Origin of the sequence: Kitasatospora sp. NPDC093558 (genome assembly GCF_040683475.1) — a bacterium.
Classification (GTDB): Bacteria; Actinomycetota; Actinomycetes; order Streptomycetales; family Streptomycetaceae; genus Kitasatospora.
Window position 1 is genome coordinate 1 of record NZ_JBFBDY010000017.1, and the last position, 23,681, is coordinate 23,681.

Annotated in this window: 24 protein-coding genes; 9 read left to right on the plus strand and 15 right to left on the minus strand. The window is 72.7% G+C overall.

Features of this window, described 5'->3' with window-relative positions; all coding sequences use genetic code 11:
- Positions 1 to 100: 100 nt before the first annotated feature.
- The 4 genes from AB0O00_RS03845 to AB0O00_RS03860 form a co-directional block, all read right to left on the minus strand.
- Complete coding sequence (locus tag AB0O00_RS03845) at positions 101 to 763, minus strand: response regulator transcription factor (RefSeq protein ID WP_363648486.1); 663 nt, start codon at positions 761 to 763, stop codon at positions 101 to 103.
- Positions 760 to 1,971: a histidine kinase gene (locus AB0O00_RS03850; protein WP_363648487.1), complete on the minus strand. Its 1,212-nt coding sequence runs from the start codon at positions 1,969 to 1,971 to the stop codon at positions 760 to 762. The genes AB0O00_RS03845 and AB0O00_RS03850 overlap by 4 nt, the downstream gene beginning before the upstream one ends.
- A gap of 142 nt (positions 1,972 to 2,113) precedes the next feature.
- Entirely contained in the window at positions 2,114 to 2,677 is a 564-nt protein-coding gene (locus AB0O00_RS03855; RefSeq protein WP_363648488.1) for a DUF4291 domain-containing protein, read from the minus strand.
- Positions 2,678 to 2,737: 60 nt separating this feature from the next.
- Positions 2,738 to 3,508, minus strand: coding sequence for a tyrosine-protein phosphatase (locus tag AB0O00_RS03860; protein ID WP_363648489.1), 771 nt, complete (start codon positions 3,506 to 3,508; stop codon positions 2,738 to 2,740).
- A 170-nt stretch (positions 3,509 to 3,678) separates the two neighbouring features.
- On the opposite strand from AB0O00_RS03860, the gene AB0O00_RS03865 reads away from it, so the two are divergent.
- Both AB0O00_RS03865 and AB0O00_RS03870 read left to right on the plus strand, forming a co-directional pair.
- The gene (locus tag AB0O00_RS03865; protein ID WP_363648490.1) at positions 3,679 to 4,482 is read left to right on the plus strand and encodes a GntR family transcriptional regulator; all 804 of its coding nucleotides are present in this window, start codon (positions 3,679 to 3,681) and stop codon (positions 4,480 to 4,482) included.
- Positions 4,483 to 4,554: 72 nt separating this feature from the next.
- A complete protein-coding gene (locus tag AB0O00_RS03870; protein ID WP_363648491.1) occupies positions 4,555 to 5,682 on the plus strand; it encodes a helix-turn-helix domain-containing protein in 1,128 nt (375 codons plus the stop codon).
- Positions 5,683 to 6,333: 651 nt separating this feature from the next.
- Here AB0O00_RS03870 and AB0O00_RS03875 read toward each other — a convergent pair.
- A complete protein-coding gene (locus AB0O00_RS03875) occupies positions 6,334 to 6,939 on the minus strand; it encodes a TetR/AcrR family transcriptional regulator (protein ID WP_363648492.1) in 606 nt (201 codons plus the stop codon).
- 116 nt (positions 6,940 to 7,055) lie between these two features.
- On the opposite strand from AB0O00_RS03875, the gene AB0O00_RS03880 reads away from it, so the two are divergent.
- The 3 genes from AB0O00_RS03880 (at position 7,056) to AB0O00_RS03890 (ending at position 10,187) form a co-directional block, all read left to right on the plus strand.
- Complete coding sequence (locus tag AB0O00_RS03880; protein ID WP_363648493.1) at positions 7,056 to 8,114, plus strand: alpha/beta hydrolase family protein; 1,059 nt, start codon at positions 7,056 to 7,058, stop codon at positions 8,112 to 8,114.
- A gap of 151 nt (positions 8,115 to 8,265) precedes the next feature.
- Positions 8,266 to 9,150 carry a methyltransferase domain-containing protein gene (locus AB0O00_RS03885; RefSeq protein WP_363648494.1) on the plus strand — a complete coding sequence of 295 codons (885 nt, stop codon included), beginning with the start codon at positions 8,266 to 8,268 and terminating at the stop codon, positions 9,148 to 9,150.
- A gap of 5 nt (positions 9,151 to 9,155) precedes the next feature.
- Positions 9,156 to 10,187: a Rieske 2Fe-2S domain-containing protein gene (locus tag AB0O00_RS03890; RefSeq protein WP_363648495.1), complete on the plus strand. Its 1,032-nt coding sequence runs from the start codon at positions 9,156 to 9,158 to the stop codon at positions 10,185 to 10,187.
- A gap of 52 nt (positions 10,188 to 10,239) precedes the next feature.
- Here the strand turns inward: AB0O00_RS03890 and AB0O00_RS03895 are convergent, their stop codons facing one another.
- The 5 genes from AB0O00_RS03895 to AB0O00_RS03915 all read right to left on the minus strand — a co-directional run bounded on the left by AB0O00_RS03895 (position 10,240) and on the right by AB0O00_RS03915 (position 15,225).
- Positions 10,240 to 10,458 carry a hypothetical protein gene (locus AB0O00_RS03895; protein WP_363648496.1) on the minus strand — a complete coding sequence of 73 codons (219 nt, stop codon included), beginning with the start codon at positions 10,456 to 10,458 and terminating at the stop codon, positions 10,240 to 10,242.
- Positions 10,459 to 10,604: 146 nt separating this feature from the next.
- Positions 10,605 to 11,378 (minus strand): class I SAM-dependent methyltransferase, encoded by a 774-nt coding sequence (locus AB0O00_RS03900; RefSeq protein ID WP_363648497.1) that lies wholly within the window; start codon positions 11,376 to 11,378, stop codon positions 10,605 to 10,607.
- A 51-nt stretch (positions 11,379 to 11,429) separates the two neighbouring features.
- The gene (locus tag AB0O00_RS03905) at positions 11,430 to 13,010 is read right to left on the minus strand and encodes an FAD-dependent oxidoreductase (RefSeq protein WP_363648498.1); all 1,581 of its coding nucleotides are present in this window, start codon (positions 13,008 to 13,010) and stop codon (positions 11,430 to 11,432) included.
- Between the two features lie 40 nt (positions 13,011 to 13,050).
- Positions 13,051 to 13,974, minus strand: coding sequence for a diiron oxygenase (locus AB0O00_RS03910; RefSeq protein ID WP_363648499.1), 924 nt, complete (start codon positions 13,972 to 13,974; stop codon positions 13,051 to 13,053).
- A 204-nt stretch (positions 13,975 to 14,178) separates the two neighbouring features.
- On the minus strand, positions 14,179 to 15,225 hold the full coding sequence (locus AB0O00_RS03915; protein ID WP_363648500.1) for an alpha/beta hydrolase: 1,047 nt from the start codon (positions 15,223 to 15,225) through the stop codon (positions 14,179 to 14,181).
- A gap of 175 nt (positions 15,226 to 15,400) precedes the next feature.
- Between AB0O00_RS03915 and AB0O00_RS03920 the strand changes: the two genes are divergently transcribed.
- Positions 15,401 to 15,898 carry a hypothetical protein gene (locus tag AB0O00_RS03920; protein ID WP_363648501.1) on the plus strand — a complete coding sequence of 166 codons (498 nt, stop codon included), beginning with the start codon at positions 15,401 to 15,403 and terminating at the stop codon, positions 15,896 to 15,898.
- 234 nt (positions 15,899 to 16,132) lie between these two features.
- Here AB0O00_RS03920 and AB0O00_RS03925 read toward each other — a convergent pair whose 3' ends face one another.
- The gene (locus AB0O00_RS03925; protein ID WP_363648502.1) at positions 16,133 to 16,957 is read right to left on the minus strand and encodes an NAD(P)H-binding protein; all 825 of its coding nucleotides are present in this window, start codon (positions 16,955 to 16,957) and stop codon (positions 16,133 to 16,135) included.
- 86 nt (positions 16,958 to 17,043) lie between these two features.
- On the opposite strand from AB0O00_RS03925, the gene AB0O00_RS03930 reads away from it, so the two are divergent.
- Entirely contained in the window at positions 17,044 to 17,619 is a 576-nt protein-coding gene (locus tag AB0O00_RS03930) for a helix-turn-helix domain-containing protein (RefSeq protein WP_363648503.1), read from the plus strand.
- A gap of 17 nt (positions 17,620 to 17,636) precedes the next feature.
- Positions 17,637 to 17,930 (plus strand): hypothetical protein, encoded by a 294-nt coding sequence (locus tag AB0O00_RS03935; protein ID WP_363648504.1) that lies wholly within the window; start codon positions 17,637 to 17,639, stop codon positions 17,928 to 17,930.
- On the opposite strand, the gene AB0O00_RS03940 is transcribed toward AB0O00_RS03935, so the two are convergent.
- Complete coding sequence (locus AB0O00_RS03940; RefSeq protein WP_363648513.1) at positions 17,925 to 19,151, minus strand: DUF6596 domain-containing protein; 1,227 nt, start codon at positions 19,149 to 19,151, stop codon at positions 17,925 to 17,927. The two genes, AB0O00_RS03935 and AB0O00_RS03940, sit on opposite strands and share 6 nt — an antisense overlap.
- Before the next feature lie 5 nt (positions 19,152 to 19,156).
- The gene (locus AB0O00_RS03945; RefSeq protein ID WP_363648505.1) at positions 19,157 to 19,528 is read right to left on the minus strand and encodes a YciI family protein; all 372 of its coding nucleotides are present in this window, start codon (positions 19,526 to 19,528) and stop codon (positions 19,157 to 19,159) included.
- A gap of 146 nt (positions 19,529 to 19,674) precedes the next feature.
- On the opposite strand from AB0O00_RS03945, the gene AB0O00_RS03950 reads away from it, so the two are divergent.
- Positions 19,675 to 20,079, plus strand: coding sequence for a hypothetical protein (locus AB0O00_RS03950; RefSeq protein WP_363648506.1), 405 nt, complete (start codon positions 19,675 to 19,677; stop codon positions 20,077 to 20,079).
- 84 nt (positions 20,080 to 20,163) lie between these two features.
- On the opposite strand, the gene AB0O00_RS03955 is transcribed toward AB0O00_RS03950, so the two are convergent.
- Together AB0O00_RS03955 and AB0O00_RS03960 are read right to left on the minus strand one after the other, a co-directional pair.
- The gene (locus tag AB0O00_RS03955) at positions 20,164 to 21,177 is read right to left on the minus strand and encodes a hypothetical protein (RefSeq protein WP_363648507.1); all 1,014 of its coding nucleotides are present in this window, start codon (positions 21,175 to 21,177) and stop codon (positions 20,164 to 20,166) included.
- Positions 21,178 to 21,507: 330 nt separating this feature from the next.
- Positions 21,508 to 22,989, minus strand: coding sequence for a sialidase family protein (locus AB0O00_RS03960; protein ID WP_363648508.1), 1,482 nt, complete (start codon positions 22,987 to 22,989; stop codon positions 21,508 to 21,510).
- Between the last annotated feature and the right edge of the window lie 692 nt (positions 22,990 to 23,681).

Sequence of the window (23,681 nt, forward strand, 5' to 3'; positions counted from 1 at the left end):
ACCAATGAGACCCACCTGAAGCCCGCCGGACGGCAGGCGCCGGCCGGGCCTGTGGGGGCCCGCTCCGGCGCTTCGCCGTGCCGGGGTGGTTACGGGGTGGTCACGGGCTGACGAGGCCGAACTCGTAGGCCTGGATGACCAGGTGGACGCGGTCGCGGGCGTCGAGTTTGCTGAACAGGCGGGCGACGTGGGCCTTCGCCGTGGCCACGCTGATGACGAGTTCCTCGGCGATCTCCGCGTTGGAGAGGCCTCGCCCGACCAGGATCAGCACCTCGCGTTCGCGTTCGGTGACGCTCGAAGCGACGGGCCGGCGCGAGCCGGAGGCCGGCGCGGGCTGCGGGCGGGCGGCGAACTCGCCGATCAGGCGGCGGGTGACGCTCGGCGCGATGAGGGCGTCCCCGGCGGCGACGACGCGGATGCCGTCGAGGATGGTCTCCAGGGCGAGGTCCTTGACGAGGAACCCGCTCGCGCCGGCGCGCAGCGCACCGTACACGTAGTCGTCGTCGTCGAACGTGGTGAGGACGAGCACCTGGGTGGCCGTGCCAGGGTCGGCGACGATGCGGCGGGTGGCCTCGATGCCGTCGACGCCGGGCATGCGGATGTCCATGACGGCGACGTCCGGGCGCAGCCGGTTGACCAGGTCGACGGCTTCGGCGCCGTCGCCGGCCTCGCCGACCACCTCCAGGTCCGGGGTGTCGGCGATGAGCACGCGCAGGCCGGTGCGGATGAGCGGCTGGTCGTCGACCAGGACGACACGGATCACGGTCCCACCTCCAGGGGGAGCTCCGCGGGGAGCGGCAGTCGGGCGGCGACACGGAAGCCGCCTTCGGGGCGCGGGCCGGCGCTGAACTCGCCGTGCAGCAGGCTGACCCGCTCGCGCATGCCCGCGATGCCGTAGCCGGTGCCCCCGCCTGCGCCGTAGCCGTAGCCGGTGCCGGAGCCGCCGCCCGCGCCCAGGTCGACGACGGTGACGGCGATCCCGTCCGGCCGGTAGTCGACGGTGACGCGGCAGTCCCTCGTCCCGGAGTGCTTGACCACGTTGGTCACCGCCTCCTGGACGATCCGGAAGGCGGCGAGGTCGACGTCGGCCGGCAGGTGGCGCGGCTCGCCGGTGCGGGTGAGCGCGACGCGGACGCCGGCGACCGCGGTGTTCGCCACGAGCCGGTCCAACTCGGCCAGTCCGGGCGCGACTTCGAGCGGCGCGGACTCGCCCTCGCCCTGCCGCAGCGCGCCGAGCATGCGGCGCAGCCCGGCGAGGGTCTCGCGGCTGGTGGTCTCGATGGCGTCGAGTGCGTTACGGGTCTCGCGGGGCTGGGTGTCCATGACGCGCTGGCCCATGCCGGCCTGGATCGCGATGATGCCGATGTTGTGGGCGACCATGTCGTGCAACTCGCGGGCGATGCGCAGCCGTTCGGCGGTGACGGCCTGTTCGGTGGCGCGCCCGCGCAGGGCCTCGGCGTGGCTGCGGCTCTGGTGGACGGTGTTGCCGACGAGCCAGGCGATGGCGACGGTCGCGGCGATGCCTCCGTAGGCCATCGGGTTGATGGGGTGCCCGTTGAGGGCGCCCCAGAGGTACAGCCCCGTGAGCATGGCGACCGGCATCCCGGCGGCACAGAGGGAGACGAGCCGGGTGCGGGTGGCCGCGCAGTAGCCGACGACGGCGTCGGCGATGAGGAATTGGAGGACGCTCGCCTCCGGGGTCCTCCACATGCCGAGGGAGAAGAGGGCGCCCGCGAGCGCCACCGCGGCGGCGGCCAGCGGCAGGCGGACGAGGAACGCGGCGACGGACGTGGTGACCACCGCCGTGACGACGAGCGGCATGTCCTCGGGGTTGCCGTTGTAGGTGAGGAGGTGGCGCAGTTCGTCGGCGCGCGTGAAGAACCGGAAGACGACGATGGCCACCCAGACCGCCGCCACCCACACGCCCGCGGGCAGGCGCCGGAGCAGCGGCGGGCGGGCTTCGATGATCACCGCACGATCGTATCGATCGTCCGTGCGGGGCACATTGGTCCGCGGGCCTAATCCCGGGGGCCTAATCCGGGGGGCCTGATCCGGGGGCCTGATCCGGGGGCCTGATCCGGCGGCCCGTGCGGCGGCTGGGGCGTGTGGAGCGTCAGTCCATTCCGAGGCGGCGGGCGATCGCGGCCGGCAGCGGGTACGGGCGCTCGGGCGGCAGCAGGCGCTGGGCCTGCGCCGCCCGGCCGGCGCGGACCAGGTCGGCGATCCGGTGCACCTGCGGCGTGAGGTCGGTGAGACCGACCACCCACTCCTTGGCGAACGTCCGGATCAGCGAACGGCCCACGCCCACCTGGATGCTGTACTGGTTGAGCGCGCCCCCGCGCAGCGTCCGCTCCGGATCCCACTGGACGTGCACCGCCGCACCCGCGACCTCGTCCGGGTGCGCCGTCGTCAGGACGGCCCGGGACAGCGCCTCCTCCCAGCCCTCCCGGGTGATCCGGACCGCCAGCACCCGCGTCTGGCCGGGCTTGCGGGCCCAGTTGCTCCGGTGCATCAGCCAGCGGAACGACGGCTTGATCCACGTCATCCGGTGGAACGAGAACGGCGCCACGAACCGCCCTGCGGCCAGGGCCGGATCGGCGACGGCTGGGGCGTACGCCTGGTGGACGACGATCGTCCGCTCGTCGTGGTCGGCCCGGATCTCGTACAGCGCGGTCATGCCGAGGCACGTTGCCAGGGCGCGTGGGGTGGCGGCAACGGGATTTGGCGGGTCCGGGTCTCAGCCGGCGGCGGGCTCCGCGACGGGCGCCACCTCGGGCTCCACGGCGTTGGCGGCGGCCTTGGTGCGGAAGGCGGCCAGCGTCTCCGGGCGCACGCCGCAGGCCGGGAGGAAGGCGGCGGCGCCGCCGTGGCGGGTGCGGACGAGGTCGAGGAACACGGCCATCGCCTCCGCCGGGGCCTGCAGCAGCGGGGCCGGGATGTGCAGGTCGGGCCGGTCGTTGAGGGCGGTGCGGTGGCGCTCGGCGAGGCCCGCGAAGATCTGCGGCAGGGCGTCGGCGGTGCGGACGTAGTCGGCGACGATGAGCTCGGCCGGGACGTCCAGCAGGTCGAGCAGCAGCGCGGTGAGCAGGCCGGTGCGGTCCTTGCCGGCCGCGCAGTGCAGCAGGACGGCGCCCGGGCGGGCGGCGGCCTCGACGGCGGCGGCGACGGCCGCCGGGGCGGACTCGGCCATCAGCACGTAGAAGTCGCCGAGGTCGGCGGCGGTGGTCATGGTGCGCATGCGCTCGGCGAGGCCGTCGGTGGCCGGGTTCACCGGGGCCGCGACGACGGCTATCCCGGCGGACTCGGCGGCGGCCCAGTCGGCCGGGTCGGTCTCGGAGCCGTCGCGCAGGTCGACGATGGTGCGGATGTCGCAGGCCCGCAGCTGCTCGACGGTGGCGGCGTCGGCGGCCGGGAACGGCTGGGCGGAGCGGTAGAGCACACCGGGGCGCACCCGCAGGCCCTCGGGGTCGCCGAGGACGGCGGAGTCGCGGAAGTTGACCAGGGACATGCGCGGCCTTTGCCTTTCGGAAGGACATCTAGACGTCTAGATGTGTCGTCCAGATGTCTAACCGCTCCGGGGGGTCGCGGGCAAGCCGCCCACCTCCGGGGCTACCTTCCATGGCACCCCTCGGGGCGGGGAACGTCGAGCCGGGAGCCTTCCTTCATAGGATCGGCCCCGTGGCGACCAACCCTCCCAGCACCCCCCTCTACCGCCGCCTGGCGCGGCAGCTCCAGGAACGGATCGACGCCGGCGCGTACCCGGCCGGCGCCCGGCTGCCCAGCGAACCGGAGCTGAGTGCCGAGTTCGGCGTGAACCGGCTCACCGTCCGGCAGGCGGTCGCGGAACTGGAGCGCGCGGCCGTCGTCGAGATCCGGCGCGGGGTCGGCACCTTCGTCCGGCCGCCGGCGGTGCGCGTCTCGATCACGGTGGACCCGCGCAGCCAGCGCTTCGACCTGGGGAGCGTGCACAGTGCGCTGCCGGGGGGCGGTCCGGAAGGCGGGGACGCGGACAGTTCCCCGGACGGGGAGTTCGTACTGGGCGCCCGGCCGGTGGCCGGCTCGGCGGAGGACGAGGAGGCGGCCCGGCAGCTGGGCCGCGAACCGGACGAGCTGTCGCGCGTCGACACGGTGATCCGCCTCCGCGGACGGGCCCGGGCGGCCTGCAGCTACTGGGTGCCGTTCGGTCCGCTGCCCGAGCAGCTGGTGCGGCCGGGCCGTCCCGGCAACCTCGTGCTCGACCTCGCCCGGGCGGCCGGGATCGAGCTGGAGTACGACTGGCGGGCGTTCGGCGCGATCGGCGCGGACCTCACCGACGCCGACCTGCTGGGCGTCCCCGCCGGCACGCCCCTCCTCGTGCGCGAGGGCATCAGCTGCACCCCGGACGGCACCCCGGCACTGTACGTGCGGCGGCGGATCGACGGCAGCAGCGCGCGGTTCGTCCTGCACTTCCGCGAGCCGGGGCCGGGGCCGGACGCGTCCTGACGATCCTGCTAGGGTTCCGCGCCGGAACCGGCACGGACGACGGACGATAGACGCGAAGCGGGGCGGAACACGATGACGGCGGGGAACGAACCCGGCCCCGGCCCCGGCGTACCCGCCGAACTGGCCGCCGCCTGCACGGACCTGCTGGCCGAGGTCGCCCGCACCGGCCGACTCCCCCGCCGCGCCGAGCTGGAGCACCTGCGCACCCTCGGCGAACACTGCGCCGAAGCCGGGTACGGGCTGCGCGAGGTGGTCGCCCACGGCCTCGCCGCGACCCGCTGCGCCTGGCGCACCCTTCCGGACGTCGCCGCCGCGACCGGCACCGGCGAACTGCGTCGCACCGGCGACGCCGTGCTCGCCGCCACCGAAGCCGCCCTCGCCGCCCTCGGCGAGGGCCACGAGCGCGCCCAGCGCCTGGCTGTCCGCCAGGAGGAAGCTGCCCGGCGGGAGTTCATCGACGACCTCCTCCACGGCCGCACCGACCTCGGCGCCCTGGCCGAACGGGCGGAGCGCTTCGGCCTGCGGCTCGCGGGCGCGTACGTCGTCGCGGCGGCGACGGCCGACGGTCCCGCGGCGGACGTGCACCAGCTGGCGGGCCGGGTCGAACGGGAACTGGTCGGACGCTTCGGCGAACGGGACGTCCTGCTGACCGGCAAGGACGGCCGGCTGGTCTGCATCGCCCCGGAGAGCGAACGCGCCGTGCTGGCGGCCTTCACGGAACTCGCCCTGCGCCCGGGAGCGGGCTATCGCCCGGCGCGGCGCGTGGCGACGGGCCGGCGCCACTCGGGCGCGAGCGGGGTGCTGCGCAGCTACGAGGAGGCGCTGGGGGCGCTGGACTACGCGGAGCGACTCGCCCTGCCGGCGCAGCAGTTGAAGGCGGAGGAACTGCTGGTGTTCCCCGTGCTGATGCGCGACCGCGCAGCCATGGCGGACTTGGTGCGTACGGTCCTCGGCCCGCTGACGGAGGCGAGGGGCGGGGCCCGTCCGCTGCTGGACACGATCGTGGTGCAGTCGGAAACGGCGTACGTCAACGCGGAAGCCGCCCGACGGCTGGGTTTGAGCGTCCGCACCCTGGGCTACCGCCTGGAACGCATCAAGGCCCTGACCGGCTACGACCCGTCCGACGCGCTGCAGCGCTTCACGTTGGAGACGGCGGCGATGGGGGCCCGGCTGCTGAACTGGCCGGAGCAGCCGCTGTAGCGGGGGCTGCGGCGCTTTCGCTCGACCGCAGGGGCGCACCGGCGCCGGGCCGAGGTAGCGCTGGGCGGGCGACGCGCGCGTGCCGGCTCGCGCGCATTTCCGGGTGTCAAAGGGGCGTCAAGATTGCCGGATCCTGGCAATGTGCGGAAGGCCTCCGCGCTGACACGATCTTCGTGGCGCCGAGGTGTGCGGTGCCGCCGGAGCGCGCTCGGGGGCGCGGCCCGCGACGGGGGACGTCGAGGCCGTGGCGGGCAGTCCGGCGGTGCCGGCGGGCCTCGCGCCGGCGGTCGCCGCCGGGTTCGGATCGGCGGCCGTGGGTCGGCGCCCAACAGGGGGCGGCGTCGGCCGCAGTGGGGGTACCGGGCACCGTGTCGGGGGGCACGTGCCGATGGACACCTCAGGAGGAATGCCGGTCACGTCGGTCACGGTGTCGGGGGACACGGTGCCGACGCGACCGGCCACCACGCCCGCCACACGGCTCAGCGGACCCGCAGGCCGTCCGCCCGCCACACGCCACACCGGCCCCACAGGCCGTCCGCCACTTCCCTCACCGCACCCATAGGCCGTCCACCCACCACACGCCACACCGGCCCCACAGGCCGTCCGCCACACCCCTCACCGGACCCATAGGCCGTCCACCCACCACACGCCTCACCGTCCCCGCAGGCCGTCCAGAACCGCCGCCGCCAGCCGCCCCGCGAAGCCCGGCTCGGCCGCCCTGTGCCCGAGCAGCGCCCGCGACTGCACCGGCGCCGCGACGAGTTCGACGGCCAAGGCCGCGTCGGTGCCGGCGGGCAGTTCGCCGCGGTCGACGGCGCGGTGGATCATCACGGCCGCCTGGTCGAGGCGGGCCTGCCAGAACGTCCGCCAGGCCTCCGCCAACGCCGGGTCGTCGGCGCCGAGGACGGCGGCCCGCCCGACGGCGTGGCCGAGCGGGGTGGCGAGGTAGTCGGCCAGGGCGGTCGCGAAGGTGGTCAGGTCGGTGTGGACGTCGCCGGTGTCGGGGACGGGGATGCCCTGATCGCTGGCGGTGCGGAGGGCGTCGAGTACGAGGTTCTCGCGGGTGCCCCAACGCCGGTACACCGTAGTCTCGTTGACGCCCGCGCGGGCTGCGACGTCGGCGATGGTGAGCTTGGCGACGCCGTGTTCGATCACGGCCTCCGCAGCGGCGGCCAGCACGGCCTCGCGGACGCGCGCGGCCCGTCCTCCGGGGCGCCTTCGCACCGGCTCCGGCGACGCCGGCTCTTCCGATTCCATGCCCGCCACCTTAACGCAGGAGCACTTGCCTTAAGGGCCGACCCAGGCGCATAGTCGTTAACGCAAGCCTTCCGGCTTTAAGGACGCATCCCCCCAGGCACGGCAGGAGTCTCGACATGCCCTTCATCTGGCCGCTGGACCCGCAGGACCTGTTCGCCGAGCGCTACCCGCAGATGACCCTCGGCCTCCCCGCCGACGAGGTGGCCGCCGTCCGCGCCGTCGTCACCGAGATGTGGCCCGACCGGCCGGGCGGCTGGGTGCACGAGTGGTCGGCCCTGGCCGAGCGCCACGCCGCCGCCGGGCGGCCGGACCTCGCGGCGCAGGCGTACGGCTGGGCGAAGTTCCCGTCGCTGGCGGACGGGCCGAAGCGCATCGCGCTCGCCCGTCAGGCGGAGCAGTACCGGCTCGCCGCGCCGGCCTTCCCGGTGGAGTTCGAGCGCCGCACGCTCACCGTCCCGTACGGCGGCGGCACCGGCACGACCGACGTCACCGTCCACCTGATGGCCGCCCCCGGCCTGCCCGCCGACGCGCCCGTGCTGCTGGCGAGCGGCGGCGTCGACTCGTGGAAGATGGACCTCCACGGCCTGTGGGTCCGGCTCGCACTGGCCCTGCCGGTGCGCCTGCTGCTGTTCGACCTCCCCGGCACCGGCGAGACCTCGCACCTCCCGATGACCCCGGACGGCGGCGCCGGGGTGATCGCCGGACTGGTGGCGCACGCCCGGTCGATCGGCGGCGGGATGGTCGGCCACTTCGGCATCTCGATGGGCGGCCACTACGCGGCCAGGACGGGGCTCGGCGGCACGGTCGACGCGGCCGTGGTGCTGGGCGGCCCGGTGGAGCGGTCGTTCGCGCGGGGGCGCGGGTTCGCGTTCGGGATGGACGGGATCGTCGGCAACGCGCTGGGCTTCGACGCCCTGCCGAGCACCGCCGAACGGGAGGACGCCTTCGCCGCGTTCGACCTGCGGCCGCTGCTGGACCAGGACGCCAACGGGCCGATGCTGGTCGTCAACGGCGCGGACGACGTGCACGTCCCGCAGCACGACACCCTCGTCTTCACCGGCCGCCGCGCCACCGACGTGCACCTGCTCCCGGGCACCGGGCACTGCGCGATCTCGAAGATGGGCGAGGCCATGGAGCTCATCACGGCCTGGCTGCGGAAGACGATGGTCGAGTGACGGTGAAGTGATGGTCGGCTGATCATCCCTCGATCCGCTCTTCGCACGAACAAGCCCCGTGCGTGGCCCGTGCGTGGCCCGTTCATGCCCGGTACGTGCCCCGTGCGTGGCGCGCGAGTCCGCGCCTCACGCGCGGGGCTAGCTTGTCCGCATGGTCGCTCAGGAACTCGATCTCGCCGGGCTGCGCCGGGTCTACGGGCGCACGGGCAGCCGGCTGTTCTACACCCGGGTCGCCCGCAACGCCCGGCACTGGGGGTGGACCGAACCCGGGCAGTCGAAGTGGCGCCTCTGGCGGGCGCAGCGGCAACTGGAGGACGTGCTGGGCCGCAAGCTCGCGCTCCCAGTGGGGGCGAGGGTGCTGGACGCGGGCGCCGGGGCGGGCGTGGTCGCGCGGGCGATAACCGTCCGATTCGGGCTCGCGGTCACCGGCGTCGACGTACTGGACTTCCACGTCGACACCGCGAACCGGCTGAGCGCCCGCGCGGGGCTGGCCGACCGCACCACCTTCTCGTGCGGCGACTACCACCAACTCCCGTACCCCGACGGCACCTTCGACGGCGCCTACTCGATGGAGACGCTCGTCCACTCCTACGACCCACCGCGCGCCCTCGCCGAGTTCCACCGGGTGCTGCGCCCGGGCGGGCGGCTGGTGCTGCTCGGCCCGATGAGCACCATCCCCCTGGACGAAATGGCCCCGGACGCAAGGGCGTTGCTCGAACCGTACCTGGACGCGATGGTGATGACGGGCGCCAAGGTCTACCACGCCCGGAACCTCCCGCGCCTGCTCGCCGAGGCCGGGTTCGAGGTCGAGGAAGCGCTGGACGCGACGCCGTACTACACGCCCACGACGGAGGCCGTGCACGCGTACTTCCGGCTGCCGTGGGCGGTGCTGCGCCGGTTCGGCGATCCGGCGCGGTGGCTCAACCTCCGGTCCACCGTGGAGATGTACGCGGTGCGGGAATACATCGCCTGGTACGTCCACACCGCCGTCAAGCCGCCCGTCACCGATCCGCCTGCCGCCCGACCTTCGAGGTGAACCGCATGACGAACGCCCCACTGCCGTACCCGAGCGGCTGGTTCTGCGTCGGCCTCGCGCGGGACGTCCCGCCCGGCCGGGTGCGGACGGCCCGCCTGATGGACGAGGACGTCGTGCTGTACCGCACCCGGCGCGGCACGCTGCGCGCGGTGGGGCCGCACTGCCCGCACCTGGGCGCGCACTTCGGGGCGGGCGGGAGCGTCCGGGGCGAGGACCTCGTCTGCCCGTTCCACGGCTTCGCGTTCGGGCCGGACGGCTCGTGCACGGGCGCGCCGGACGGCACCCGGCTGCGGGCCGGGCTCGCGCACCGCCACCTCGCGGAGCGGGACGGCATCCTGTACGTCTGGCGGGGGATCGCCTGCAGCCCCGCCGACGAGCCGCCCACGTGGGAACTGCCGCCGCCGGTCGGGGTGGTACCGCTCGCGTGGTGGCGCGGGGACGTGCTGTCGCACCCGCAGGAGGTCATGGAGAACAGCGTCGACTTCCGGCACGTCTCCGTCCTGCACGGCCTGGACACCCGGGAGACGGCGCCACCGGAGATCGCCGGGCCGCTGTTCACCATCCACCAGCGGACGACCACCCGCTTCCCGGGCCTCGGCGCGGTCAGCCTGGAGCAGCCGGTGGCCCTGGCCGGACTGGGGTCGATGCGGCTCGTGGCCGAACTGCCGGAACTGGGCAGCCGGTTGCGGGTGTGGGTGCTGCCGACACCGGTCGCGCCGTGGCGGACGGTGGTGCGGTTCGCGGTGGCGAGCAGCGTGCCGGTGCCGGCGTCGCTCCCGGTCCCCGGGGTGCTCGGCGCGGCGGCGGACCGGGCGGCGTCGTGGGTGGCGCTGCGGGCGGCCGTGCGGATCATCAAGCAGGACCGCCCGGTGCTCGCCCACAAGCGCTACCTGCCGCAGCCGCGCCTGGTCCCCGGGGAACGCTCGATCGGGCTGTTCCGGCGCTGGGCGCGGCAGTTCTACGGTGAGGAGGAAGCCGGCGGCGCGGCCCGGCCGGAACCGTTCCCCGACGAGGCACAGATCGAACTCGCGGACTGAACCGGCGGACTGACCGGCGGACTGAACCGGCGGACTGACGCGCACCAGTGAATCACCCGGGTTTTATCGCGCCCGCACTGCCGGGCGTCCACTGCGGCGGCGGAGCCACCAGACTCTCCCACACCGGATCCACCACCCCCGGCACCGCCCGCCCGGCCGCCCACCAGAGCTGCACCAGTTCGGCATAGATCGGCACCCCGGCGTCGGCCTCCGGGTTGCCGCCGGGGTGCAGAAACGTTTCCTCGCCCATCGACGAGACGCAATCGGTCACGCCCCGCCCAACGCCCCCACCCCACCGGAGACACGCCCCCACAACCCCTTCACCCCGAAACCCCACCCCAAGTCGCACAGAAAGTCGACGGAGCCGACTTCTCACGTACAGGGGAACAGGGGAACCCCCACGCACAGCTGTCGTCTCTACTCGGGTCGCCGACGCGCGAGGTGGACGATGATGTCGGCGGTGATCTCGACCGTTCCGGGCAGAACGCGCGCGATCGCGTCGAACGCCTGTTGCCGCGTCGATGGCGGCAGTTGGAGATACGCCGAGACGGTCGACAGGTAGCCGAGGTAGTCGGGAGCGCTCATCGTCAAGCGCCGCTCGATGGCGGACTGCCGGACGTCGAGGAACAACGGAGACCGCTGCAGCTCCGTACCCGGCCACTGCATCTCCGCATCCGGAGCGGTCCCGTCGGGAGAGGGGACATCGTCGCTCTCCAGGAACGGCGCCCGTGCCGCACGCACGGACTCCTCGACCGCCGGATCGGCCAGCTGAACCGGCCCACCGAACGAGCCGAAGACGCCCCCCGGCTCCAGCAGCGCGGCCACCCTCGACCACCGACCTTCAGGGTGTGTCCAGTGCAGGGCCGCCGCCGCATAGACCAACCCGTAGGTCTCACCCGGCCGCAGTTCCTCGAACGCAGCCCGCACGGTTGTGACGTTCGCCGGCACGGCCTTGTTCAGCTCGGCGAGCATGGCCGCATCGGGCTCCGTCGCCGTGACCGCGACCCCATGCGAGGCGAACAGGCGGGTCGCCTTGCCTGTCCCCGCACCGATCTCCAGCGCCGTCCGAACCGGTCGCCCCGCGTACGTCATCACCAAGTCGAAGAGCTCGTCGGGATACCCCGGCCGGAACGTTTCGTAGGCGTGCGCAATCGCACCGAAGCTCTGAGCACGAGCAGACATGCCGAGCATCCTGTCACGACACAGGAAGTCGGACAGGCCGACTTCTCGCGCGTAGTAGGCCTACGACCTGGCTCGGGCTGCGGCCAGGAGGGCGGGGACGGTGGGCAGTTTTACGCGGGGGCGGCCCTCTGCCTCGCCTCGGGTGCGTTCGATTCGGTCGATGGCTCGTAGTTCCTTCAGGCCCATCGTGTCGGGGCGCCGCGAGCGGATGAGGCGGTCGAGGTCTCGGCGGGTTGCGGTGGGGGTGGGGAGGGTGCGGGCAGTGGCGTCGTCGAGGAGGGCGTTCACCGTCTCGCGGGCGCAGGCGCGGTTGGCGCCGATGCCGCCGGACGGGCCGCGTTTGGCCCAGCCGACGACGTAGGTGCCGGGGAGGCCGTCGACGCGGCCCCCGTGGTGCGCGACCGTCTCCGCCGTCTCGTCGAACGGGAGGCCGGGCAGCGGGACGCCCCGGTGGCCGATGGAGCGTACGACCAGGCCCGCCCGGATCACGTCCCCGTCCCCGACCACGACGCCCGTCACGCCGCCCTCGTCCCCGGTCAGGGCCGTGGGAGGCGAGAAGAAGCGGAGGACGATGCGGCGGCCCGAGCCTTCGGGCTCCGCCGAGCCGTCGAAGCGCACCAGCGGCAGCCCCTCAAGCAACGGGGAAGCGGGAGTAGAGGAAGTAGAGGAGTCCACCACCACCTCCACCCCCGGCAGTTGGCGCAGCGCGAGGAACTCGGACCGCGTCCACGCCGCCTCCGCCGGTCCGCGTCGCGCGAGCAGGACGACCTCCCGCACCCGGCTGCCGCGCAGCGCCGCGAGCGCGTGGTCGGCGATGTCGGTGGTGGCGAGCCGGTCGGGGTCGGTGAGCAGAATGCGCGCGATGTCGACGGCGACGTTCCCGTTGCCGATGACGACGACGCGGTCAGCGCGGTCCAGCGACACCGCGTCCGCCGGCACGGTCGGTTCTGCGTTGTACCAGCGCACGAAGGTGGTGGCGGGCAGGCTGCCGGGCAGGTCCTCGCCGGGGATGCCGAGCCGCCGGTCGGCCGCCGCCCCCACGGCGTACACGACCGCGTGGTGGTGGGCGGCGAGTTCGTCGTGGGTGACGTCCGTCCCGGCCTCGACGTTGAGGTACATCCGCAGCCGCGGGTCGTGGAAGACGCCGGCGAAGCTCTCCGCGATGCGCTTGGTGGACTGGTGGTCGGGCGCGACGCCGTGCCGCAGGAGGCCGCCGGTGACGGGCAGCCGGTCGAGCATGGTGATCTCGGCGCCGGTGGTGCGCAGGAGTTCCTGCGCGGTGTACCCGGCGGACGGCCCGGTGCCGACGACGGCGACCCGCAGGGGCCCCAGGCCGTCGGGCAGGCTGCGGGGGAAGGTGGGCGCGCCCCACGCGTGGTCGTTGGGGTTTTCGCGGTACCAGTCCCGGTTGAGCTCGCCGAACACGGTGTCGGGCCCGCGCAGCCGGTCGACGGGGAAGACCGCGTCGACCGGGCAGGCGTCCGCGCACGCGCCGCAGTCGATGCACGCCGCCGGGTCGATGTACAGCATGTCGGTCGTGCCGAACTCCGGTTCGTCCGGGGTCGGGTGGATGCAGTTGACCGGGCAGACGGACACGCAGGAGGCGTCGTTGCAGCAGGTGCGGGTGATCGCGTAGGCCATGGCGGGGAGCGGATCCTAACGGGGAGCGGGTCCTAAGGGGTCAGAGCATGTCGATGCGCCGGTAGATGGCCGCCGAGCGCTGCGTGAGGAGTCCGGTCTCGGCGAGGAAGGCCATCAGGTGCCGGGAGCTGGTGCGCATCATGGCCTTGCGGTGCTCGTTGCCCCGCACCTCGGCGAGCGCCCGGGCGACGTCGAGCCCGGCGGCCTTGTACACCCCGGGGTGCACCATGCTGGTGACGATGACGTACGCGCCCATGGCGATGCCCGTCGCGGAGGTGCGCCGTCGGGCGGGGCTCGCGTGCCGCATGCGTTCGCGGATCTCCTGGCGCGCGAACTTCATGTGCCGCGATTCCTCGACGACGTGGATGCGGGAGGTGCCGCGGACGATGTCCAGGACGTTCTCGCCGCGCATCCAGTCGCGCTGCATGACGTCGAGCACCTCCTCGGCCACGAGGATGCCGCCGTAGGCGAGTTCGCCCTTCGCGAGCGACTTGAAGGCGCGGCCGGCGTGCGCGACCACCTTGTTCGGACGGTACGCGGGCACGCCCATCTTCTTGCAGGCGCGAGCGAACATGATCGAGTGCCGGCACTCGTCGGCGATCTCGGTGAGCGCGAACTGGAACGCCGAGCTGGCGGGGTTCTTGAGGTACTGGTCGCGGAGCACCATCTGCTGGAGGATCATCTCGAACCAGATCCCGGTGTTCATGATCGAGCAGACCTCGTGCCGGGTGAGGGTCACCCGCTGCCGCTCGGTCATCTCGTCCCACAGCCGGGTGCCGTAGAGCGTGCTCCACTCCGGGTTGAGGCCGTAGTGCTCGTCGGGGAGGGGGGCGTCCCAGTCGATCTCGGTCGACGGGTCGTACGAGAGCAGGGCGGCCGACTCCAGCAGCCGCTTCGAGACATCGTCGTCGTCGGCGGTGTGCTGGTCGTCGTTCCGCCGCGCCGCCGGGTCGGTGAGAGCCATGGCTGCCTCCAGATGTGCCCTGCGGGTTCCCGCAGACCCTCTTATTAGACGGACAGTACAATAAGAGCCCGCCGCCGAGAACCCCCCGTGCAGCGGGCAGGGGCGCACGGCGAAAGGCCCGCGCCCCGGGAGCGAATCCCGGGGCGCGGGCCCGTCGTACGACACGACCTACTGCGGCACCTACCGCAGCGCCTTCCGTAGCACCTACCTCAGCGCCTTCCGCAGCGCCTCCGCCGCCTCCGCCGTCGCCTCGCGGAACCGGTGGCCGATCCCGATGTAGTTGGCGTACCCGTGGATCAGGTCCGGCTGCCGGCTCAGCTCCACCGCGACCCCCGCCGCCCGCAGCGCCTCCGCGTACGCCTCGCCCTCGTCGCGCAGCGGGTCGAAGCCCGCCGTGCCGACGTACGCGGGCGGCAGTCCGGCCAGGTCGGCGGCGCGCAGCGGCGAGATGCCCGGGTCGGCCCGGTCGACCGGCTCGGGGGCGTAGTGGTCCGCGAACCAGTCCATGTCGGCGCTGGTGAGGAAGAAGCCGTCGGCGAAGAGCTCCCGGGACGGCCGGCGGACGGACGCGTCGGTCGTCGGGTACAGGAGCAGTTGGAAGACGGGTGCGGGCCCGCCCCGGCGCACGGCCCGCTGCGCGGCGACGGCGGCGATGTTGCCGCCCGCACTGTCGCCGCCGACGGCTATCCGCTCCGGGTCCGCGCCGAGGTCGCCCGCCTTGGCGAGCGCGAAGTCCACGGCGGCGAGGGCGTCGTCGGCCGCCGCCGGGTAGGTGTGCTCGGGCGCCAGGCGGTACTCCACCGACAGCACCCGCACCCCGGCGCGGCGCGCGAGGAACCGCGAGACGTGGTCGTGGCTCGCCCGGGAGCCCACCACCCAGCCGCCGCCGTGGAAGAACACGAGCAGCCCGGACCGCTCCCCCACCCCGGCCGGGCTGTACAGCGTCGCCGCCAACTCGCCGCCGCCCGAAGGGATCCCGACCTCCCGGACGGCCACGGATCCGATCGTCGGCCCGCCCACCAGGTATCGCCCGTACTCGATCGCGGCCCGCGAGGGCCCGACCCCGCCCGGCATGACGAGCGCCACCTTCGACAGCCGCTGCAGCTTGAGGATCAGCTGCGCGTCCAGGGCGAGCTTCTGCCCGTCCCGCACGACCGGCGCCCCCGCGATCGCCCGCCGCACCGCCTCCGGCAGCGCGTACGCGCCCCGGACGACGGCGGCCTGGATCCGGACGGGGAGTGGAATCGACATCTCTGCCTCCTGGGCGGCTCTCCTGGGGAGCCCCCATGATGGGGCCGCCCGCCGGTCGGCGGAACCCCGCCTCGACGCCGGCCCGGGCGGGCGCGAGCGCCGGAGCGGCCGCAAGTTGGCACGGCGGTGGCGGCGGGGATGACTGCGGCAGGACATCCGAGCTAGTGTGGATGTCATGCCGGCAGCCTACGAGGACGTGTCCTTCAGCGAACTGCTCCACCACCCGGCGGCCACTGCCCGCCGCCTCGAAAGAGTTCGCGCCCTGCGACTGCGCAGACGCGATGCCGGGGACCTCGCGCTGACCCGGGCCGACCAACTGGAGCAGGACTCCACCGTGGTCGACTTCACCGCCCGCCTGCTCGCCGGGCTCATCCGCACCGAGAACACCGCCGCGCTACGCCAAGTGCTGCCCGACGCCCTGCCGTGGTCGGTGTTCCTGCCGGAGGACGACGTCGAGACGATGCTCACCGAGATCGCCGACACGGCACGCGGAGCCGCCGCCCTGGAGAACCTGGCCCCGGTGGCGCTGCTGCTGGCCCAGTGGCGGCACAGCGCGGAAATCCACGCCGACCCCGCCCTGCACGCCGCCCTCACCCGCGAGCCCGAGGGCGATCTCGGCGCGGCCCCGGAGCCCGAGGGCGAGGGCGAGGCCGGTAAACGACGGCGCCGGTGACGCCCGTACTTCACAAGCACCCTTCACAAGCGCCGAGGCGAAGTTCAGGCCCGCCTCACTCCCCGGCGAGCCCGCGCGAAAGATCGGCGAGGCCGACTTCTCGCACCGACCACGCGAAGGATCGGTGAGGTCGACCTATCGCGCCGACCAGGTACCGGGACACCCGGCCGGCACGGCGTCCGGCTCCACGTCCGCAGCGGAACCGACGACGTCAGGGCTGGCCCACCACCCCCGCTACCGGAACGCCCCCGCGTTGCGCTGCGCCCACGCCGCGAAGGGGTGGGCCGGGCGGCCGAGGACACGGGGGACGTCGGGGCTGACGCGCTGCTCCTCGGGAGTCGGGGCACCCAGGATCGCCAGTGTGCCCTCGGCGACGGGGGCGGGGACGAATGCGGACAGTTGGGCGTGGGCCTCCTCGCGGGTCTGCTCCTCGAAGCGGACGGGCTCGCCGATCGCGTCCGCGATGGCAGCGGCCCGTTCGCGCGGGGTGGTCGGGGCGGGGCCGGTCAGGATGTAGGTGGCGCCGTGGCGATCGGGCTCGCGGAGGGTGATGGCGGCGACGGCGGCCACGTCGTCGGGGTCGACGAAGGGGAGGCCGACGTCTCCGAAGGGTGCCGCGGCGGTGCGGTGGGCACGGACGGACTCGACCCACGCGTACGCGTTGGACGCGAGGCCGCCCGATCGCAGCACCGTCCACTCCAATCCGCTTGCGGCGACCGCGGCTTCGAAGCGGGCCGCGTGCTCGTACGACTCCGGCCGGGTGCCGACGCCCTGGGACGAAACCAGGACGACCCTCCGCACGCCGGCCGCCTTCGCCTCGTCGAGCAGCTGCTCCGGGTGCTCCCCCGCCACCAGCAGGAACAGGGCCTCGGCACCTTCCAGCGCCGGCCGGACGGCGGACGGTTCGGCGAGGTCGGCGGCGATGTGCCGGACACCGGGCGGGAGTTGGCCCGCGGCGGGGGCCCGGCGCGAGAGGGCCGTCACCCGCTCCCCCGCTTCGACGAGTTGCCGCACGAGCGCGCTGCCGACGTTTCCGGTGGCTCCGGTGACGACGATCATGATCTTCCCCCTGGAGTTAGTTAGTTGACTGACTCGGATGTGAAGACCATAGCGCCGGCCCGCCACGGTTGTCTATAGTCAGTCGGGTGACTGACTCACGAGCCGCCACCGCCGCCGCCAAGCGCCGCCGCCTCACCGCGGCCGCCGCGACGGTCCTGCACCAGAAGGGCGTCGAGCGCACCTCGATCGCCGACATCGCCCAGGCCGCCGGCGTGCCGGTGGGCAACGTGTACTACTACTTCAAGACCAAGGACGACCTCGTCGAGGCCGCCCTGACCGAGCACACCGCGACCCTCGACGCCCTCACCGCCGAGCTCGACCGGCTGCCCGACCCCCGCGCCCGACTCCAGGGCCTCGTCGCAGCCTGGGTCGCCCAGCGCGACACCGCCGCCCGCTACGGCTGTCCCATCGGCACCCTCGCCGCCGAGGTCGACAAGCGCGACCCGGGCGGCCTGGACGAATCCGCGGCCCGCGCGGTCCGCAGGCTGCTGGGCTGGGCGGCGGAGCAGTTCCGCGAACTGGGCACGGAGGACCCGGACGGCCACGCGCTGACCCTCGTCGCCGGCTACCAGGGCATGTCGCTCCTCGCCAACGCCCTGCGCGAGCCCGGCGTCATGGCGCGCGAGGGCGACCGCCTGCTCGCTTGGCTCGACTCCCTCTGACGCCGGAGGCCACACCCATGGACGAGACTTCGCCCTGCTCGACGCCGCCACCGGCCGAGGCCACACCCATGGACGAGATCGAGGCCCGCTTCACCGCCCTCCTCGACGGCCGCCTCACCCGGGAGGCGGCGGACGAGTGGGCCATGCAGCAGCTACAACTCGACAACGACATCGACGAGTTGACCGACTGGGCCCTCGACCTGCTCGCGGGAATCGACCTCCGCCACGGCCCCGGCGCCCCCTACCTCCACGACGACGCGCAGATCAGCGGCTGGCTCGACGAACTGAGGGCCCGCCGAGCGACGTCATGACGCCACCCGGCGGGCCCTCCCCGCCAGGTACCGCCGCTCGGGGGCGCTGGCCGTACGGGCCGCAGCTTCGCGGTAGGCCTTGGCCGCCTCCCCCAACTCCCCCCGCAGCTCCAGCAGATGCCCGCGCACCGCGAACAGCCGGTGGTGCCGCGCCAGCCGCCGGTCGGCCTCCAGCTCCGCGAGCAGCGCGAGCCCGGCCGCAGGCCCGTGCACCATCGCCACCGCCACCGCCCGGTTGAGCGCGACCACCGGGTTCGCGTCGTACTGCAGCAACAGGTCGTACAGCGCCAGGACTTGTGCCCAGTCGGTGTCCTCCGCCCGCGCCGCCTCGCTGTGCACGGCCGCGATCGCCGCCTGCAACTGGTACGGCCCGGGCTGCCCTCCCGGCAGCGTCCGCTCCAGCAACTCCACGCCCTCAGCGATGAGTTTGCGATTCCACGCCTCCCGGTCCTGCTCCGCGAGCGGCACCAGCTCCCCCGCCGGTCCCGTGCGCGCCGGCCGACGGGCGTCGGTGAGGAGCATGAGGGCGAGCAGTCCGGCCGTCTCGGCGTCGTCGGGGGCGAGCCGCAGGAGCAGCCGGGTGAGGCGGATGGCCTCGCCGGACAGCTGCGGCGCGGTCAGCTCGTCGCCCGTACTCGCGCTGTACCCCTCGTTGAAGATCAGGTACAGCACGTGCCTGACGTCGGCGAGACGAACCGAACTCTCCTCCAGGGCAAGGCCTTTGAGCGTCTGCTTCGCCCGGCTGATCCGCTGCGCCATCGTCGCCTCCGGCACGAGGAACGCGGCGGCGATCTGCGCCGTGCTCAGGCCGCCGACCGCCCGCAGGGTGAGCGCGATGCGGCTCGGCGCGGAGAGCGCCGGGTGGCAGCAGAGGAAGAGGAGCGCGAGCGAGTCGTCCCGGTCCGGGACGGGCGACGCCACGTCGGCGGCGTGCGCGAGGAGGGCGGACTGCGGAGTCGCGAGCGCCAGCGCCTCCTCCCTCCGCCGGCGCGCCGAGTCGCTGCGCACCTGGTCGACGAGCCGCCGCGACGCGACGGTCAGCAGCCAGCCGCCCGGGTTCGCCGGGAGGCCGTCCTCCGCCCACTGCAACGCGGCGGCCAACAACGCCTCCTGTACGGCGTCCTCGCACGCGTCGAACGCCGCCCCGCCGTGCCGCCGCACGAGCACGCCGAGGACCTGCGGCGCCAGCTCGCGCAGCAGGTCCTCGGCGTCCGGGCTCAGCAGGCTCACGCGTCCGCCGCGTTCGACGGCGACTCGTGCAGGATCGGCCACAGCTCCACCGGGTCGACGTCCGCGAACGGGAAGTCGGCGGCGATCTCCTGGGCGCGCTCCAGGTTCTCGCAGTCGAGGAGGTAGAAGCTGGCCAGGTACTCCTTGGTCTCCAGGTACGGCCCGTCGGTGACGACCGCCGCGCCGTCCGTCCGCCGCACCAGCTGGGCGGCGGCAGCGTCGGCCAGGCCGTACGCGCCGAGGAGTTCGCCCGTGGCACGGTACTTGGTGTTGAACGCCTCGACCTTGGCGATGGCGGCCGGCCACTCCTCGGCGGGGAAGGCGTTCCACTTCTCCTGGTTGCCGTAGATCATCGCGATGTACTTCATGGTGACGAGTGTCCTCTCGGTGCCTCGTGCGCCGCCGTCGGCGCCCTGTCACCCATCAGTCGGAGCCGCTCCCGGGCCCTCTACATCGGCGGGCAAGAATTCTTCGCCCGAATCCACGGTCAGTGGCGCTTGGTAGGTTCCCGCGCATGGCTGACTTCACCAATCGCCGCCCGATCACGTCGGCGGATGCACTCACCCCGGTCCAGGCGGCGCAGGTCGCCCTGAGCGGCAGGCTCTACGACGGCGAGGACCTGCCGGCCGAGCGGCGGCTGGCCAACGACGGCGACGACGAGGCGGTGCTGTACTCCTGCGAGCTCTGGGACGTGGCGGCCGACGGAGCGCTGCTCTACGAGGCCTGGTTCTACCAGGTGGACAGCGGTTCGATCTTCCTGGCCGGGACGACGGAGGTGGTCGCGGAGATCATCCAGTTCGGGCTCGAATGCGACGACCCCGAGCGGCGACTGGAGCTCGGCACGGCAATGGTCCGGGCGGGCCTGCTGCCCCCGTCGGACTCGGCCTACCAGGAGTTCCGCGAGGCTGCCGGACAGTGAGAAAAGGCCGGTGGGCCCGACGTCCAGGACGTCGAGCCCACCGGCCAATCTGTTCCGAAGACGTCCCGCATCCGCGCGGCGGCCTCACCACGCCCTGTCGGTCGCGAGCAGCGTGGTGGCCCACTCCGGCATCGGCCGGTGCTGCTCGTTGCGGGTGGACATGCGCTCCCACTCGTAGTCGCCCACCACCCAGTTGTGGATGGTCTCGGTGTAGCCGGCCACGGCGCTGCGCTGGTGGTCGTCCAGCGCCTGGAGCAGGCGGGGCAGGGCTCGTTCCTCCAGCGCCACGATCCGGGCGACCTTGTCCTCCGCGAACGCCGAGGCGCGTTCCACGGCTTGCTGCCGTGTGCAGGAGTAGGCCCGTTCCACGATGTGGATGGTGTTGTGCAGGCCGTCCACGTCCTCATGGGGCAGGGACATGGAGTCGTTGCGGATCGCGACCAGGTCCGCGCCCAGTTGCCGCATCCGAGCCAGGGCCGGGTGGTGCCACAGGTGGGCGGGCAACTCGGTGCCGCCCCACACCTCCGCCAGGTCGTGCAGGCCGAAGGCGCAGCTGGTCTCCGCGCGGAACGCGAAGTAGGACTCCAGATCGGTGTAGGCGTACCCGGCCCTTCGGTCGAGGGCCTCGGTGACCTGGGAGGAGAAGTACGACGACCAGTGGTAGCGCACCCGTTCGCGCAGCGGCGCCGACATCCCGCGGGTCATCCGTCCCCACAGGTCGGCGAACGCCGTGATGGTGGGGCACCTCATCCCCGTCGGCACCGGCTCGCCGTGCAGAACCGCGATCAACGTCCTGGCGATGCCCGCGACCTCCCGGGGACTGCGCCCGATGCCGCCGTCGAGCTGGTCGTCGAACGGCAGGAAGTACCAGCCCATCATCTGTGCGGCCGTCGCACAGTCCTCGGCCGTGGCGTGGGGGTAGAACCAGCCGGCGACCTCGGTCAGCCGCCAGGCGGTGAAGTCGTCCACCGACTCCCGGTCGCGCAACAGCCCGAACGCCTGCAGCCAGTCGACGGCAGCCGCTCGCGCCTGGTCCACATGCGGATTGTCCTGAAGCGGCCACGGCGTGGTGAAGTCCGCGCCATATCTGACGGTCATCCGATCCTCCTTCAAGGCGGTGGTCAGACCGTGCCCACCGGGGTGATCGCCCATCCACCCGGCGGATGGCATCACTGGGGCGCGAGGGGGCGCAGGCGACACGCGAGCACGCCCCTGCTCCGGCAGCGACCAGCCACCACAGAACGACAAAACGGCCGGTTGATCCGAAGATCAACCGGCCGTTCTCTGTGGGGCACCGACGAAACTCACTGACCAGGGCACTTGCGAGCATCAAGCCGGAGTGTTCCCACGCTGAACGTGATCCATCGATGTCGTTCTCGGTCGATGACCCCGCCCTCCGGCTTCCGCATCAGCGGATCGGATGTCACGTCAGTCTCCGACGGTGATCTTGGAGAAGAAGGCATCGGTGGTATTCGTGGCCAGGGGCTTGGCCACCAGGAAGGCGTCCGCGAAGCCCTCCGATGTCGGAGCAAGACCCTGCACGTAGTCGCCGAGGTTCGGTTTGTTACCGGGGCCTTGGACCAGCGCTGTGCTCAGGTCGAAGGGGCCGGCGACGTGGGTCTCCGACCAAGTCCTGCCACCGTCATCCGACTGCCGGAACCACAGGTCGGTGTTGCACGGCGATACGTCGACCGAGCTGCAGCCACGGCGGGTGTCGTAGAACATCACCCCGACGGTTCCGTCCTCGCCCACCGAAACACTGGGCGGCATGATCGAGTTGGGGCCGCCACCGGGGATCGGCGGCCCGCCCGTCGTGGCCACGGGCGCCGGCTGGCTCCAGATCACCGCGTCACGGGATTTGGAGAAGACGTAACTGGAGGTCGAATTCTGCTGATCGGCGGTCTGCCAGGCCACGTAGATTGTGCCGTCCTTGGAGACATCCGCGCTGGCGAGCAGTCGATGGTTGGGATCCGCCAGCGCAATGGTCGCAGGAGGTGTCCAGGCCACGCCGTTGAGGAAGGCGGTCGGGGAAGTGGTCGCCAGCAGCGCCGTCGGGTTCTCGATCGTGCTGAGGACTGCGAGGAGCCTGCCGTCGGGGAGCACCAGAAGCTGGTTCGGAACCACGCCGGCACCCGGGATCGGCGTCGGCTGCGCCGACCAGGTCCTGCCACCATCGGTGGTAACCGACACGAACGTGTTGAACGTGGTGACCGCGTCGAACCACGCCACGTAGGCCTTGCCGGGCTTGTTCGGGTCCGCGACGACGGTCGACTTGTTGTGGACCGCAGGCCTGATCTGACCGTCCACGAGCGTCGGGGCCGACCAGGTGCGACCGTCCGTGGACGTGCTGACGACTGCCCAGCCAGGTGAGATGTCCCCGAGGCATTGCATCGGCAGGCAAATGTTCGGGAACAGTTCGGCCACGAGGTAGAGCGTGCCGTCGGGCCCGAAGGAGAGCCATTCGTCGTTCGCGAATGGGAACGGCGACTGCAGGCCGGGAAGGCTGTTCGTGCAGTCCGTCAGGTTGGGAACGACCTTGTTGGTCCAGGTCTGCCCGCCGTCCAGAGACGACGCCGCGACGATCGCGCGGGCCCCGGTCGGGATCCAGGCCATCACCAGGTTGTTCGGATTGGTCGGATTGATGACGAAGGACGACTCATGGGGCCGCTCGGGTGGGGGATTCAGCTGGTCGGCGGCGGAATAGCAGCCAATCGGGAGAGGGTCGGGACCGTTGGAGACCAGCACGGGGGGACCGGCGACGGCGACGTCGGCCGGAGCCGCCGCCCGGTGAGGCACTACCGGTGCGGCCGAGGCGGAAACAGGGAAGAGTGACGCGACAGCGGCGAGTGCCAGGGTGGCGATGGCGGCGTATCCGGAGCGTCGACGTCGCGCGGTGGTGTGTGCGTTCAACGGCGCAGTCTCTCTCACGTGGCCGACGGGCAGGCCCGCCAGCAGACTTGGGGCGACGGCCCGTACGAAGTCCGCCGGGACCGTACCGTTCAGGTACCCGGTCAGCCCGCTCTCGCGTCTCGCGAGCCAGTCCGCAGCCGACCTTCATGTCGCCGCCCGCTTTGTGCCAGGCAACGTGGCCAGCTGATCACCGCGACCTGTGCGAGGCAATCCACGCCAGCCATACGAGGGAGCCGCCGTCACCCGAAGTGGTCATGCCCGGACCGGCCAGGGCACCGCCTCGGACAGCCTCGGAGCAGCCACGGCGCCACCCCAAACCGAGAAGGTGTCCCTCCCCGCGACTTTCGTCACTACGAGAGTCCCTGATCAGCGACTGTACGAGCGACGAGCGGAGCGCCCCGATCCTCGCCTGCCACTCGCCGATCCCGCCCCCAGTCCCGCCGGTCCAGCGAAGATCTGCACCCAGCACACCATCACGATCGCTCCCGAGGCCGGAGCACAAACGCCGAAACGGCGCTTCCCTCAGCAACTTTCGTCACTGTGGGAAGCACCGTTTCGTCGGTACTTCTCTGTGGCGAGCCGACACAATTCGTTGACCTGCGACGACGCCCGGTCATCCCGATGGCGGTTCCCGCCGACTTGGAGATCATTTCCCGCGGCCGTGAACGGCGCCCGAGACGGGACGGCATATG

What these genes read in the sequence shown, in the direction of transcription:
- AB0O00_RS03920 (WP_363648501.1), top strand. Translation starts at nt 15,401, where the DNA reads ATGCCGGCAGCCTACGAGGACGTGTCCTTCAGCGAACTGCTCCACCAC.
- AB0O00_RS03900 (WP_363648497.1), bottom strand. Translation starts at nt 11,378, where the DNA reads ATGCTCGGCATGTCTGCTCGTGCTCAGAGCTTCGGTGCGATTGCGCAC.
- AB0O00_RS03880 (WP_363648493.1), top strand. Translation starts at nt 7,056, where the DNA reads ATGCCCTTCATCTGGCCGCTGGACCCGCAGGACCTGTTCGCCGAGCGC.
- AB0O00_RS03905 (WP_363648498.1), bottom strand. Translation starts at nt 13,010, where the DNA reads ATGGCCTACGCGATCACCCGCACCTGCTGCAACGACGCCTCCTGCGTG.
- AB0O00_RS03950 (WP_363648506.1), top strand. Translation starts at nt 19,675, where the DNA reads ATGGCTGACTTCACCAATCGCCGCCCGATCACGTCGGCGGATGCACTC.
- AB0O00_RS03945 (WP_363648505.1), bottom strand. Translation starts at nt 19,528, where the DNA reads ATGAAGTACATCGCGATGATCTACGGCAACCAGGAGAAGTGGAACGCC.
- AB0O00_RS03890 (WP_363648495.1), top strand. Translation starts at nt 9,156, where the DNA reads ATGACGAACGCCCCACTGCCGTACCCGAGCGGCTGGTTCTGCGTCGGC.
- AB0O00_RS03925 (WP_363648502.1), bottom strand. Translation starts at nt 16,957, where the DNA reads ATGATCGTCGTCACCGGAGCCACCGGAAACGTCGGCAGCGCGCTCGTG.
- AB0O00_RS03955 (WP_363648507.1), bottom strand. Translation starts at nt 21,177, where the DNA reads ATGACCGTCAGATATGGCGCGGACTTCACCACGCCGTGGCCGCTTCAG.
- AB0O00_RS03910 (WP_363648499.1), bottom strand. Translation starts at nt 13,974, where the DNA reads ATGGCTCTCACCGACCCGGCGGCGCGGCGGAACGACGACCAGCACACC.
- AB0O00_RS03860 (WP_363648489.1), bottom strand. Translation starts at nt 3,508, where the DNA reads ATGTCCCTGGTCAACTTCCGCGACTCCGCCGTCCTCGGCGACCCCGAG.
- AB0O00_RS03885 (WP_363648494.1), top strand. Translation starts at nt 8,266, where the DNA reads ATGGTCGCTCAGGAACTCGATCTCGCCGGGCTGCGCCGGGTCTACGGG.
- AB0O00_RS03855 (WP_363648488.1), bottom strand. Translation starts at nt 2,677, where the DNA reads ATGACCGCGCTGTACGAGATCCGGGCCGACCACGACGAGCGGACGATC.
- AB0O00_RS03935 (WP_363648504.1), top strand. Translation starts at nt 17,637, where the DNA reads ATGGACGAGACTTCGCCCTGCTCGACGCCGCCACCGGCCGAGGCCACA.
- AB0O00_RS03875 (WP_363648492.1), bottom strand. Translation starts at nt 6,939, where the DNA reads ATGGAATCGGAAGAGCCGGCGTCGCCGGAGCCGGTGCGAAGGCGCCCC.
- AB0O00_RS03915 (WP_363648500.1), bottom strand. Translation starts at nt 15,225, where the DNA reads ATGTCGATTCCACTCCCCGTCCGGATCCAGGCCGCCGTCGTCCGGGGC.
- AB0O00_RS03870 (WP_363648491.1), top strand. Translation starts at nt 4,555, where the DNA reads ATGACGGCGGGGAACGAACCCGGCCCCGGCCCCGGCGTACCCGCCGAA.